Origin of the sequence: Candidatus Methanoperedens nitratireducens, from assembly GCF_900196725.1 — an archaeon.
Taxonomy (GTDB): Archaea; Halobacteriota; Methanosarcinia; order Methanosarcinales; family Methanoperedenaceae; genus Methanoperedens; species Methanoperedens nitroreducens_A.
Map to the genome: position 1 here is coordinate 1 of NZ_FZMP01000218.1, position 13,084 is coordinate 13,084.

At 47.1% G+C, this 13,084-nt stretch carries 17 protein-coding genes; 7 read left to right on the forward strand and 10 right to left on the reverse strand.

What is annotated here, in order from left to right:
• Positions 1-170 precede the first annotated feature (170 nt).
• The 3 genes from MNV_RS20310 to MNV_RS15820 all read right to left on the reverse strand — a co-directional run bounded on the left by MNV_RS20310 (position 171) and on the right by MNV_RS15820 (position 2,078).
• Positions 171-356 (reverse strand): hypothetical protein, encoded by a 186-nt coding sequence (locus tag MNV_RS20310; protein ID WP_218838050.1) that lies wholly within the window; start codon positions 354-356, stop codon positions 171-173.
• Positions 357-391: 35 nt separating this feature from the next.
• A complete protein-coding gene (locus MNV_RS20315) occupies positions 392-655 on the reverse strand; it encodes a VIT1/CCC1 transporter family protein (RefSeq protein ID WP_218838051.1) in 264 nt (87 codons plus the stop codon).
• Positions 656-737: 82 nt separating this feature from the next.
• A complete protein-coding gene (locus MNV_RS15820) occupies positions 738-2,078 on the reverse strand; it encodes a tetratricopeptide repeat protein (RefSeq protein WP_096206912.1) in 1,341 nt (446 codons plus the stop codon).
• A gap of 130 nt (positions 2,079-2,208) precedes the next feature.
• Here MNV_RS15820 and MNV_RS15825 point away from each other — a divergent pair, with 130 nt between their 5' ends.
• Both MNV_RS15825 and cysS read left to right on the forward strand, forming a co-directional pair.
• Positions 2,209-2,613 carry a CBS domain-containing protein gene (locus tag MNV_RS15825; protein WP_096206913.1) on the forward strand — a complete coding sequence of 135 codons (405 nt, stop codon included), beginning with the start codon at positions 2,209-2,211 and terminating at the stop codon, positions 2,611-2,613.
• A 20-nt stretch (positions 2,614-2,633) separates the two neighbouring features.
• Positions 2,634-4,028, forward strand: a complete 1,395-nt coding sequence (gene cysS, locus MNV_RS15830) for a cysteine--tRNA ligase (RefSeq protein WP_096206914.1) — start codon at positions 2,634-2,636, stop codon at positions 4,026-4,028.
• Positions 4,029-4,043: 15 nt separating this feature from the next.
• Here cysS and hisD read toward each other — a convergent pair whose 3' ends face one another.
• The 3 genes from hisD to MNV_RS15845 form a co-directional block, all read right to left on the reverse strand.
• Positions 4,044-5,327, reverse strand: coding sequence for a histidinol dehydrogenase (hisD, locus tag MNV_RS15835; protein ID WP_096206915.1), 1,284 nt, complete (start codon positions 5,325-5,327; stop codon positions 4,044-4,046).
• 72 nt (positions 5,328-5,399) lie between these two features.
• Positions 5,400-5,693 (reverse strand): hypothetical protein, encoded by a 294-nt coding sequence (locus tag MNV_RS15840; RefSeq protein ID WP_096206916.1) that lies wholly within the window; start codon positions 5,691-5,693, stop codon positions 5,400-5,402.
• A gap of 24 nt (positions 5,694-5,717) precedes the next feature.
• Positions 5,718-5,930: a hypothetical protein gene (locus tag MNV_RS15845; protein ID WP_096206917.1), complete on the reverse strand. Its 213-nt coding sequence runs from the start codon at positions 5,928-5,930 to the stop codon at positions 5,718-5,720.
• Between the two features lie 151 nt (positions 5,931-6,081).
• Between MNV_RS15845 and MNV_RS15850 the strand changes: the two genes are divergently transcribed.
• The 3 genes from MNV_RS15850 to MNV_RS15860 all read left to right on the forward strand — a co-directional run bounded on the left by MNV_RS15850 (position 6,082) and on the right by MNV_RS15860 (position 7,713).
• A complete protein-coding gene (locus MNV_RS15850; RefSeq protein ID WP_096206918.1) occupies positions 6,082-6,468 on the forward strand; it encodes a translation initiation factor IF-5A in 387 nt (128 codons plus the stop codon).
• Positions 6,469-7,329 carry an agmatinase gene (speB, locus tag MNV_RS15855; protein WP_096206919.1) on the forward strand — a complete coding sequence of 287 codons (861 nt, stop codon included), beginning with the start codon at positions 6,469-6,471 and terminating at the stop codon, positions 7,327-7,329.
• 153 nt (positions 7,330-7,482) lie between these two features.
• Positions 7,483-7,713 (forward strand): histone family protein, encoded by a 231-nt coding sequence (locus MNV_RS15860; protein ID WP_096206920.1) that lies wholly within the window; start codon positions 7,483-7,485, stop codon positions 7,711-7,713.
• Between the two features lie 6 nt (positions 7,714-7,719).
• Here MNV_RS15860 and thiC read toward each other — a convergent pair whose 3' ends face one another.
• From thiC to MNV_RS15880, 4 genes are all read right to left on the reverse strand, one after another.
• Entirely contained in the window at positions 7,720-9,000 is a 1,281-nt protein-coding gene (gene thiC / locus MNV_RS15865) for a phosphomethylpyrimidine synthase ThiC (protein WP_096206921.1), read from the reverse strand.
• 87 nt (positions 9,001-9,087) lie between these two features.
• On the reverse strand, positions 9,088-9,507 hold the full coding sequence (locus MNV_RS15870; protein WP_096206922.1) for an EamA family transporter: 420 nt from the start codon (positions 9,505-9,507) through the stop codon (positions 9,088-9,090).
• Between the two features lie 34 nt (positions 9,508-9,541).
• On the reverse strand, positions 9,542-10,216 hold the full coding sequence (locus MNV_RS15875) for a hypothetical protein (RefSeq protein ID WP_096206923.1): 675 nt from the start codon (positions 10,214-10,216) through the stop codon (positions 9,542-9,544).
• A gap of 79 nt (positions 10,217-10,295) precedes the next feature.
• Positions 10,296-10,841 (reverse strand): hypothetical protein, encoded by a 546-nt coding sequence (locus MNV_RS15880; RefSeq protein WP_096206924.1) that lies wholly within the window; start codon positions 10,839-10,841, stop codon positions 10,296-10,298.
• A gap of 346 nt (positions 10,842-11,187) precedes the next feature.
• Here MNV_RS15880 and MNV_RS15885 point away from each other — a divergent pair, with 346 nt between their 5' ends.
• Positions 11,188-12,459, forward strand: a complete 1,272-nt coding sequence (locus MNV_RS15885) for a multiheme c-type cytochrome (protein WP_096206925.1) — start codon at positions 11,188-11,190, stop codon at positions 12,457-12,459.
• 216 nt (positions 12,460-12,675) lie between these two features.
• Complete coding sequence (locus MNV_RS15890) at positions 12,676-12,891, forward strand: hypothetical protein (RefSeq protein ID WP_143311847.1); 216 nt, start codon at positions 12,676-12,678, stop codon at positions 12,889-12,891.
• Positions 12,892-13,084: the final 193 nt, after the last annotated feature.

The following is a 13,084-nucleotide window of genomic DNA, read 5'->3' on the forward strand; positions in this document are numbered from 1 at the left end:
CTGTTTGATTTTTCATCTCCAAGATGAACATCAGACACCACAATGACGCTCAATTCAGTCCCTCCTGCGTTTTTTGATACCATGGTATTAAGGTTTATATATTTTTCCTGTATCTAAATATCTAAAGCTGTAGCACCGCATTTACTATGTACAGCTGCCGGTCAATTCCACTAACCCTGACCAAAAGCTGTCCCGATCCAGTCCCCTGCGTAGTGTGTGGCACCAATGACCATCAGAGCGATGAGCAGGTGTTCCCCGATCACCTTCCATGGCTCTGCTCTTTGCTGTTTTGCAAGGTAAAAGCTGACTATCCCAAGCAGCGATAGCCCCCAGATTATGCTAACGATTATAGCCATCGTCAGTGGAAGTAGCAGAATGGGAACAATAAAAGTCATTGCGAAAATGAATTTTGCAAAAAAGTAGAGATTGTTGACATCCATATCTCTTTTGGGGTATGTTTGCATTCAGATTCTTCAGAAACGTGGATGCCCAGAGCATCAGAAAAAGCATCCGCTATCGCTATTGTCAGTATGCCGCCGATAATAACGGTCTTTGAATGGGTACCTGCATGTAAGCCTGTGATCAATCCAAGCGTTGTGATCATACCCGAAGTTATGCCAAAGCTGAACCCGGTTCGCAGCGATTCTTTCATCATAATATGTAGTACCTGCGATTAAATAATCTATGGTACTCCGGCAGTCATGATACCGCATATTGTTCTGAGTATTAAAGTATGACTATATTCTCCCGCTTAACCTTGAAACGCCCTGCCTTACTTTAAGCATTAACCTGTCCGGCACAAGTTCAAGCATATTACGATCAAGGCACGCCGCCCTTACCAGCGCCTGTATAGCCCTCTCGTAGCTTCCAAGGTTATAATATGCTAACCCGGCGGCACAATAAGCTTCAGGGAATTCGGGAGCAAGCCTGAGGGCTTCCTGGAACTCCCTGAGGGCATCCTCATACATCCCCTGTTCAGCGTAGATGTTCCCAAGGTTGTTATGTACAAGTGCATGATCTGGAGAAAGCCTCACCGCTTCCCGGAACTCCCTGAGCGCATCCTGCATCCTCCCCTGCTCTGCGTAGATATTCCCCAGATTATTATGGGCGCCTGCATACCCCGGATTACATCGCAGCGCTGTTTCAAGTTCCCTGACCGCCTCTTCGTATCTGCCCAGTGCTGCATATATATTGCCCAGGTTGCTGTGAGCTTCTGCATATCCGGGTTTAAGCCTGATAGCAGTCTCAAGTTCATTGATCGCTTCCTCGACCAGTCCCATCTTACTGCAGGTGACTGCAATGTTATTGTGGACTTCGATATAGCCGGGATCAAGCCTGAGGGCTTCACGGAATTCCTCAACAGCCTCGGCGTACCTTCCGATCATATCATACGCTATACCGAGGTTGTTATGGATATTGTGGCAAAGACCGATGCCAGAGGTCACGTGGAAAAAAGAGTAGTACTTCGTAAGAAGCCCGGAGGTTTCCTCATCAAGTTCGGATACCGGGGTTTTTAGGGAATAATAATTCTCGTTCCTGCTGTATAGCCGGGCATCCACCTCCCTTATCGAATCTATGCTGAAATCCACGAATATCATTGAATCATGAGAGAAACCATCTGTTACCAGGAAAACATGAGGTCCCGAACTTGCAGCATTTACTCCGGGCACAAGGCGGCTTAACAGTATATAGCCAAGCTGGGTGATCGCGGCGCAGGATGCAAGGAACTCCTGCTCTTTTCTTTTTTCTTCTTCCGGGATATCTGATATTTCCAGCAGGGCAAAGATATCTTCATTCCTGAGATCAAGACCGTTCACAAGAAACCGTATCAGCCTTGTGGGAGCATCGGGGCGATAGTAGCCCCTGTTCTCCAGATGAACCATCAGGTCTTTCAGGGTACTTATTAATCCTGCCGTATCTTTTGCTCCTGTGGCAGCCTTTGCGGATAGTTCAATATTGTCAAAACAAATCTCTTTGAGCAAAATATCCAGCTCGCGCAGGATAGCCTCTGCGCCTGACTCTTTGTAGCCCAGGCGCAAGAGCAGGTCTTTTGTATAGGGAATATGTGTGTCTGTCATTTTCGGATTTTTGAACGGGTTTTAAACTGATTTCTCGGTTCTATCTTAATCGATTATAAAACCATCGGGTATCTCGCTTCAGATATCTATTTAATCATAGACCGCTTAGCTTATCTGGGAGGTGAATGGTTTGAAGAAGTCTATATTCCTCAAGGATATTATGACGAAAAGAGTGGTGACCGTAGCCTCAACGCTCTCAATAAGGGAAATCGCAAAAATCATGGTGCGGGATGGGGTATCAGGGGTGGCGGTAACAAGTCCGGAGCGCGGGGTGGTAGGAATAGTCTCTGAGTGCGATGTGGTTTACCATTTTGGGAAAATGAACTGGGGGCTTTTGACAGCCGAGGAGATAATGACACCGTATGTAGAAGCCATCACGCCGGAAACAACTCTTGAGCACGCTGCAGAGGTGATGCAAAAGAAGCAGATCCACAGGTTGCTTGTGATGGACAGGGACTTGAGCGAACCACAGATGCCCGCCGGTATAGTCAGTGCCTGTGATATTGTTAAGGAGATCGGTAGTGAGAATGTTTAAAAATCTCTCAGGTCTTTAAAATGGTTCTGAAGCTTTACAACACCTTATCCGGGGAAAAAGAGGTTTTTGTTCCTCTTAACGATGGTCAGGCGAGTATGTATTCCTGCGGTCCGACAGTCTATGGTTTTGCCCATATAGGGAACCTCCGTGCCTACGTTTTTGCGGATGTTCTCAGGCGGTATCTTGAATTCAAGGGCTGCACCGTCCGGCAGGTCATGAACATCACAGATCTTGATGATAAAACTATCAGGGCATCAAAAGAGCAGGGCGTAAGCCTCAGGGAGTACACTGATAAGTACATCAGGTTCTTTTTCGAGGATATCGACCTTCTCAGGATAAGGAGGGCTGATGTTTATCCAAGGGTCACTGACCACATAAATGAAATGGCAGATATGGTCAAAGTACTGCTTGATAAAGGCTATGCTTATCGGAAAGATGGTTCCGTTTATTTTAAGGTCAGTGAATTTCCTGATTACGGGAAACTTGCAAAGATAGACCTCTCCCGGATAAAGCCCGGCGCTACTGTTGAAGCGGATGAATACGAGAAGGAAGACGTGCGCGACTTTGCGTTATGGAAGGAAAAGAAAGCGGGCGAGCCGTTCTGGGTGACCGTGATAGGCGAAGGGAGGCCGGGCTGGCATATCGAGTGCTCTGCCATGTCAATTAAATATCTCGGCGCGACAATAGATATCCATACCGGCGGCATAGATAACATATTTCCCCATCACCAGAATGAGATAGCCCAGAGCGAGGCGGCAACAGGGCAGAAATTCGTGAGATACTGGATGCACTGTGAACACCTGCTCGTCGATAATAAGAAGATGTCCAAGAGCCTGGGGAACTTTATTACCCTGAGGGACGTGATGAACCGGGGCTACAGGTCGGAGGCTCTGCGGTATCTGTTCGTTTTCTCGCACTACAGGTCAGGGCTTAACTTCACCTGGGATTCTATCGGGCACGCCTCGAATACCCTTGACAGGTTAAACCAGTTCGTTGAACGGCTTGCGGGTTATAATTCAAAATCCCGAAATAATGAGGAAATAACCGTGCTAACTGGCAGGACTGCAGAGCGGTTCAAGAGCGAGATGGATAACGATCTGAACACGCCCGGGGCATTTGCTGCTATCTTCGGCATGGTCGGGGAGGTTAATACCGCCATAGAGAAAGAGGATTTGAGCGCCGGGAATGCAAAGGCTGTTTATGAGCTTATGCTCAAGTTCGATTCGGTTTTGGGTGTCCTGACGCTTAAAGAAAAAGGAGAACTCCCGGGAGAGATAGAGACGCTTATCGGGGAGAGGGAAAAAGCAAGGAATAGGAAGGATTTCAAGCAGGCTGATGAAATAAGGAAAAAGCTTGAAGATATGGGTATTGTACTGGAGGATACGAAAGAGGGGGTGAGGTGGAGGAAGAAATAGCCTCTTTTTATGCTCTCATCCCTGCCTGAACCGTTTCTCCACCGAAGCCACATGCCCCTGGAAGCCTTCAGCGTCTGCCAGCCTGGTAATGGTATCCTTCAGGTTCCTGAGCCCGAGTTCATTTATTATCTGCACACACGACTTCGTTATAAAATGGTTCACATTAAGACCTGAGACCATTCTTATATATCCCCCTGTGGGAAGCACATGGTTGGTACCGGATGCGTAGTCGCCTGCCACTGCCGGGGCATATTTTCCCACGGATATGGAGCCGGCATGCTGCACTTTTTCAAGGACATCCAGCGGGTCTGATACCATGATTTGCAGATGCTCGGGTGCAAGCCTGTCCGATGTGATGATTCCTTCATCCATGCTGTCCGCTATCAGGATGGCAGCATGCTCCAGGGATTTTTCAATAATGTCCTTCCTCGGCAGGGCTTTAGCCTGAGTCCCAAGTTCTTTTATGACCTTTTCCGCAAGCTCTATGGAGGTCGTTATCAGGATAGCAGTGGCTTTTGAGTCATGCTCCACCTGGGCTATCATGTCTGCCGCTATCCATTCTGCCTCCCCGGATTCATCAGCAAGGATAACGATCTCCGAGGGACCGGTGGGGAAATCAATCTCTACGGTGCTCCTGACGAGCATCTTTGCTGCAGTGACGTGCACGCTGCCGGGTCCGACTATTTTATCCACTGGCGGTATGGTCTCCGTACCAAAAGCCATGGCTGCTATCGCATGAGCGCCGCCGACCTTGAATATCCTGTCCGCCCCTGCCATGTCGGCAGCCACCAGGGTAAGCGGGTTGACCTTTCCCTCCTTATCCGGCGGTGTACAGACAGTCACTTCAACCACGCCTGCTATCTTTGCAGGGATCACGGTCATCAGGGCAGTAGAGGGATATGCGGTAGCTCCGCCGGGCACGTAAGCGCCCACGCTCGCTATTGGAGTTGATTTGTACCCCAGTGTCATGCCGGGCTCGACTTCAGTGAGCGAGAGCCCGGGCTCTATAAGGCTGCCGTGGTAGGCTGCTATATTGAGAGCGGCATTTTCCAGCGCTTCGATAAGCTCCGGCGCCACAGCTTCGTACGCGTTCTCTATCTCGATGTCCTCCACTTCGATTTGCAGTATGTCGGCCCCATCGAACTTTTTTGTAAGTCTTCGTAAAGCCTCATCGCCTTCCCTCTTGACTTCCTCTATTATTTTGCTCACATCGCTCAGAACATTAAAAAATTCCATCTCCCTTGGCATAACCCGCTCGATATCGTCTTGGGTAAGCTCAGATATCCGTTTGTAAAGCATGCATAACACTCCAATAACAATAATAATCCTTTATGATGATAATCTTAATGCAAGTCCGCTGGTAAGGTCGGGCTATCTGTTGTCCTGAGCAAGAAGGTACAGCACGAGCTCGCTGCCGTTAAAAAGAACACGACATATCTGAGGAAATTGTTTAGATATCTCTTTTATTCTTGCATTCCCGCCAAAAAATCTATCAAAATCCCCGGCTCTGCCAATCATCAATATATCGATGAACCCTTCCTTGCTTTTGCATTTATTCGCCTTCACCACATAGCCGGCGGATTCAAGATTTTCCAGATATGCCGCTAACCTGTTATCTTTTATTGCTATCTTTGTTTTACCATCGATGAAGGAAACCTCTTTCATCGCGTTCAGATTCGAGGCATTCTGTCACTCTTTTTCTGTGAGCACATCAACCCGTTGATGGAGCTCGGACACGCTCTCTGCAAGGTTTTTTATCAGTTGGGCGCACCTGTCGGCATAATTCGCTGCCATTGTAACATCAACGGCTCCTTCGGATGCGATATCCTTTGTCGTATCCGCAATATCTTTCATCAACCTGTCAGCCATTTCTACAATTTCTTCCGGGGTATATACAGTCATTTTAACACTCCTCACTCGTTAAGGATTAAATATCCCCAATGCATCATTAATATTTTGATTGGCATTTCCGGAACAGCCCAAAAAAGGCTGTAATATAATAAATCGACATATTTATTATGATAGAAGGTATCTTGGAGCACGGAGAATTGCAATGAAGGAACAAGTTGAAGTACGCTCATTAAAAGAAGGAAAGTACGTCCTGATAGATGAAGAGCCCTGTATCATCAAGAGCATGACCCACTCAAAAACGGGAAAACACGGTTCTGCAAAGTCCAGGATAGATGCTATTGGCATATTCGACGGCACCAAGCGGTCGATCATAGCCCCTGTAACCGATAAGATATACGTCCCTATAGTAGAAAGGAAATCAGGGCAGGTGATCTCGGTTTCAGGTGGTGTTGCCCAGATAATGGATATGGCGGATTATTCCACACTGGAATTAAAGATCCCGGAAGACCTGAAGGGAAAGATAGAGGCAGGTAAAGAAATCTCCTACCTGATCTCGATGGGAAAGATGAAAATAGACATACGAACATAGATGCATAGAACTGTTTTTGCGGACGCAAACTCCGATTATAAGGACGCACGATATGTGATTTGCGGGGTGCCTTTTGACCGCACCTCGTGTTTCAGGCGCGGGAGCAGGTTCGCGCCTCAGGAGATAAGGAACAACTCCTATAATTTTGAGACGTATAACCACTTATTTTATATCGACCTGAAGGATGTCGATATTCACGATGCAGGAGACCTGGAAGTAGCACAGGGTATAGATGATACGCTCAAGATGCTGTCCGTTCATGCTGATAAATATGTCCGCGACGGGAAAATCCCGGTAATGTTAGGGGGTGAGCATTCACTCACGCTGCCTTTTATCAGGGCGTGCAAAACAAAATACCCGGACATTGCGTGCGTGGTACTCGATGCACACCTCGATATGCGTGAGGAGTACGAAGGCGAGCGGAACAGCCATGCGTGCGTCTCAAGGCATATAATCCAGGACGTGACAGGAAAATACGTCTCCATCGGCATACGGAGCGGGGCGCGCGAGGAATATGAGTATATTAAAGAGAATAAAATAAGGATGTTCTCTGCTGAAGATGTTCTTTCGACGGGCATCGAGAGCGTGATCAGCGAGCTTCGCGGTTATATTAATGGACCTGTGTATTTATCGATCGACATGGACGCCATCGACCCGGCATATGCCCCGGCTATCGGGACGCCTGAGCCTTACGGATTGACGCCGCGTGATGTAAGATCGGTGATCGCCTGTCTTGCGCCGCATATTGTGGGTTTTGACCTGGTTGAGATAGCGCCTGCCTATGATTCGGGCAATACTGCGCTGCTGGGCGCAAAACTTGTCAGGGATTTTATAGCGGCGAACGCTAAAGCTACTTTATAAGTTGTTGCATAACCATCAAACCTCTATTTTGCCTTAATCCCGGATAAAACGATATATTTTCGATTTATAGTAGTTTATTCACTTTGAAAAACTATATATACTTTTATTTTCCTATAAAAACAAACGTAAATTTTAATTAAGAGGTGAAAATAAATGACACAACAGGTACCACCGGTACTTCCACTGGCTCCGGTTGAGCGGATTATCAGAAAGGCAGGGGCTGACAGGGTCAGCGAGGGAGCAGGTATTGAGCTTGCTAAAGTTCTTGAGGATTATGGGTTGGAAGTTTCCCGCGAAGCCATAACTCTGGCAAAGCACGCGGGCAGGACAACTGTCAAGGAAGAGGATATCAGGCTTGCAGTTGCGAGAATTAAAAAAGTGTAAATACACCTATCTCTCAAAATTGAAGCTTTGCTTCACGATCTTTAGAGCGCAGTAATTCCCGCACATGGTGCACGCCTCTTCATCCGCAGGCGAGCGGCTGTCCCGGACTGATTTCGCATGAGCCGGGTCAATAGCAAGCTCGAACATCCTGCCCCACTGCAGATCACGCCTGGCGCGCCCCATGTTAAGGTCGCGCTCCCTATCGTTATTTTTTACCATGTCCCCTATGTGCGCGGCAATCCTTGCAGTTATCACTCCCTGCCTCACATCCTCGATATTGGGGAGAGCAAGGTGCTCGGCAGGCGTTACGTAGCAGATAAAATCTGCGCCGCTTGCGCTTGAGATGGATGCACCTATGGCAGCAACTATATGGTCATATCCGGGCGCGATATCCGTGACCAGGGGTCCCAGCATATAGAACGGCTTCTCGCCGCTCAGGCGCTTCATCAGCTTCACGTTAGCGTCTATTTCATCGATCGGTATGTGCCCCGGTCCTTCCACGATGGTCTGCACGCCGGCTTCATGCGCCCTGTCCGACAACTCGGAGTTCATGATAAGCTCCTGTATCTGCGCTCTGTCAGTAGAATCATGTACCGCGCCTGCGCGCATGCCATTGCCCATGCTCAGCGTGACCTCATGCTCTTTCATTATTTCAAGCAGGTAATCGAATTCGCTGTACAGCGGGTTTTCCTTCTCGTTATGCAGCATCCATGCAGTCATGAACGCCCCGCCGCGCGAACAAAGACCCCCGAACCGTCCCTGTTTTTTAAGGCGCTCGACAGTGAGGAGGTTGATGCCCGTATGGATTGCCATGAAATTTGTTCCCAGCTTTGCCTGCTCCGCAGTTATATTGAACAGTTCATCCTCTTTCATGTCCACGGCGCTGCCGTATTTGCGGATAGCCTCGATGAAAGCCTGGTACAGGGGCACGCTTCCCACAGAGAGGGTAGTGGAATCAATCACCTTTTTTCTTATCTCGTAAAAATCCCCGCCCGTTGAAAGCTCCATGAGCGTATCCGCGCCTGTCGCTTCGGCAACCCTCGCCTTTTCTATTTCCATATCGATATCCACGATGTCGGATGATGTGCCGATGGATGCATTGACCTTCGTGCGCAGTCCTTTCCCTATTCCACATGGCTTTGTATAGCGGTACGGGCTCACAGGGATGACTATCCTGCCGTTAGCAAGCCCGCGGCGCACGAATTCTGGCTCAACGCCTTCATCCGCTGCGACCAGTTTCATCTCTTCTGTCAGATTGCCTTTTTTTGCTTCGGTGATAAGACTCATAAATATTACCGGCTTTCGGAAGGAAACAAGTTATATTTAAAAGTGTTCAATCAACTTAGTTGAACTGAACGCAAGTGGAGTTGAGTTTCAGTTTCCGTTCGTCAGCAGGTATATGCTTGTCACCGCAAGGACAATCCCGGCCGCGACCCGCAGGTTCATCGCATCCTTAAGAAGAACAACGCCCAGGAGCACTCCGATAACAAGGTTCATATTCACAACAGGTGCAACTTTCGATATCGGCGCCTGCTGGAGCGCCAGGAAGTAGAGGATTGTCCCTCCTGCTGCGGCGATGCCCCCGATTATACCGTATTTGATGCTATTGTAATCGATATCCAGATTGTTCTTCGAGATAAGATACGCCCCGATGATCATCTGTGCCAGGAACTGGGCTGAAATAAAGAACATGGACGACGCGATGGGATTACCGTTACCTGAAGCCACCTTAATGAAAAAAACCATAATACCGTAAAGGAGTATGCATGCAAGGGCATATATTATCCAGTTCATAGAACTATTAGTAGAGCGCCGGAAGGGATAAATATTACTTCAAGACCTCGCGGCTTGAGTCCCTTATATTCCGGGCGAGCTCATCGAATGAAGGCGGACGTATCATGAAAACATCCACGTCCGGTGGATACTCGACCGGTCTTTCGTCGGTTATAATAAGGACGCCACTTGCATCTTCAGGCATTTCCCCGATAAGTTTTGAGACAAGCCGGCTCATTTCATCCTGGGTTTCCTGGATTTTTTTTACGAGGTAATTTCTCCATCCCTCAAAATCGATATTCTTTCCAAAGAACTCTTCGTGGAGCTTTTTTATCTCGGGCAGGAATGACTTGGAGTACTCATCAAAAAGCAGTCTTGACCGTCCGATGAGTTCTTCTTTATCAATTCCCTTAATATTTGCCCCTTTCTCGATCAACGTTTTAGCCAGCTTGTAATGGCTGCTGTCTTTCCCGTACCTTTCGAAAAATCCAAGACCGGCGCTCTCATCCTCGTTAATACCTTCAACATACACTATGCCGATATCCCCGTAGGTCGATGCGAAGTATCCGATCTTTTCATTTACTTCGCCCCAGAACCTTTCGATCTTTGCGTTATCGATATTGAATTGCAATGCCAGCTCCTCAAACGGCAGCGTTGGCACTACATAGAGTTTTCGTTTCGATTTGTAGCTCTTCACTTCAGGTTTTTCTATTTTTCCAAGCTCTACCATGGTTTAATTGTTAATATCGAAGAAATATAAACATTACTAATGTACACGCAAAAATAAAAAGAGGACAGGTTCCCCTGCCTCAGTTGTTATTACGCCGCATCAATACGAAGTAACATGCCAGTAACCCGGCTATGAAAACACCGAGTCCGAACCCGGGAGTTGATGGAGTTGGCGTAGGTACCGGAGTTTCAATCACCGGAGTTTCTACAGGCATTTGAGTTTCCGTAGGTGCCGGAGTTGCAATTAAAGGAGGCTCTGTAGCTATTGAGGTCGCAGTCGATGTTACTGTTGCTGTCGAAGTGGCAGTTGAGGTCGCAGTCGATGTTGCCGTTACCATCGAGGTAGCGGTTGTCGTTGCCCCTGGTGTTGTAACTGGAGCTTGCCCTATTGTAATCAATGCCGCACCTGGATTAGTGACATGGTTGGTTTGGTTCTGAAATTGCATGCCATAAGAATTAAGTGTTCCTCCGCCTGCAGGATTAACGTGACAGATGCTGCAGGTAGCATTTGTGCTAAAAGTCGTATTGTAGGCATCCAGATATTGCTGAGTTGCAACAGCTCCTGATATCCAGATCGAAGCTAACGATACTATCAAAAATAATTCAAGTACTATGTTCCTATTCATTTGTTTCTCTCCTATTCTCTCTTCTTAAGAGTACATGTTACATGTCGATGGAGGGATTTTAACGACAAACTGGAGCCGTACTACAAGATTAGCACGGTATTCCCACCATGAAATAATAATCCCCGTGTTATCAACACGAACTGAACATCCCTATCTTTATGTTATAGTTATTTTATACTAATAAGCCTTGCGGTGGACTGGAACGAAATGCACATCTTCCATTGCTGTGTTCTCTTTACCCATATATTTTCTACCAGTGTAACATTCCAAATTACATCATCCAAAAAATATATATTACAATAAGTATAATGTTATACCTGAACGGTACACTAAAGGAGGAGACTATTTGAAAAATGTAAAAAAGGTTTGTTTTCTGCTGGTATTCGCTATGCTTTTCTCCGTAGCGGCACAGCAGGCGTATGCTAAAGATTACGTAATAGGGGAACATAAGGTCCCGGTAACGAAACCAGATCCCGCATCAACATATGTCGGGTCTGAGAAATGCAAGATGTGCCACCCTGATAAATACGATGGCTGGAAGACATCCGGGCATCCGTACAAATTGAACACCCCGGCGCAAGCCCAGGCATTCAATTCACCAGCCATACCTGTCCCGGACGGATACACATATAATGATATTTATCTGGTCATAGGGGGTTGGGGCTGGAAGTCAAGATACCTGGATAATAACGGATACATCATCACAAAGACCGGGGCTAATAAGAACATAAATGGCTCGAACCAGTATAACCTGGCAACAAAGACCTGGGTGAATTATTCGCCAGGCAAGACCTTAAAATTCGACTGCGGTAACTGCCATACAACGGGCTATTCCCTTACCGGCAGCCAGGATAATAAACCGGGTATTGTCGGGACATGGGAAGAAAAGTCCATAGGCTGCGAAGCGTGCCACGGACCCGGCAGCGTGCATGTCTCCAAGGGCGGAGGAAAGGGCGTAGGCATATTGAAGAATGACTCTGCCGCGCTTTGTGGAAATTGTCATACAAGAGGTGCTGATAATACTAAGATAATGTCAAAAGACGGATTCGTAGAGCATCATGAGCAGTACCCTGAGTTCCTCAACAGCCCGCATAACGCACTCGGTTGTGTCTCGTGCCATGACCCGCACAAGGGAGTCCGTGCAGGACAGACAAATCCCACACCCGGAGCAGGAATAAAGACACAGTGCTCAACATGTCATGCAAAACAGAATACCGATTTTACGGGAAGTACGATGCAGAAGGCTGGCGTGAAATGCATTGACTGCCATATGCCACAGGTAGGGAAATCAGCTACAGGAGATGCTGCCAAGTTCAAGGGCGATGTCAGGGAGCATCAGTTCAAGATAAACACAGACCCCGCAGCCAAGTTTTTTGACGATACCGGTAAATTCGCTAACGGCTATGTAACACTGGAATGGTCATGCCTGAACTGCCATAACGATAAGGATAAGGCATGGGCAGGACAGTACGCAAAAGGCATCCATAAATATGTAAAAGGTCAGGAGCCTGTAGCAGCAACGGCAACACCGGCGCCAACAAAGGAGTCGCCCGCTTTTGAGGCGTTCTTCGCGGTTGGGGCTTTGCTGATTGTAATGACACTGGTTAGAAGAAGGTAACTCAATACCTTCTTTTTCTTTTTTAGCAATAAGTAAGATTCTATTTATTTGCAGTGCAGACTACCTGAGAACTATCTTAAATAATAATGAAGAATCCCGAAACTATATGTACCTCCATGATATTTACTCCGTGGTAACCTTGTTGGGAATATCGTAGAAATGATAAATAAATCATTGAGATATTACAGCCGAGGAAAAATCATCGGAGGTGAAAACGTGAAAAACGAATTTTTTCTGGGATTAATTGTAGTGTTACTGTTAATGACATCAGGTACAGTGACTACCGGTGCAGCTTCCAATGCGATGCCGGGTGATTCGAATCTCCCCCATTGCAGTGCAGAATGGACGCCGGATTCAGGCGACGAACATGCTGAGGGAGGAGTCCCGCTGGATCATAACAACCCTGAGGATTGCGAAATGGATAACATGTAACGCCAGTTATATCAGAATATAGAGTAACTCTTGTAATTTCCGGTTCATTAATCTTTTTCTCTTTTTCAATACCTTCGCCACATCACTATATCTATAAGATAAGATGAATAATTCTGGGATATACCACTTGTCCTGCCGATATATCCCAGGAACTTGTATGTTCAACATTATTTCACGTCTTCAATGTTTAAAA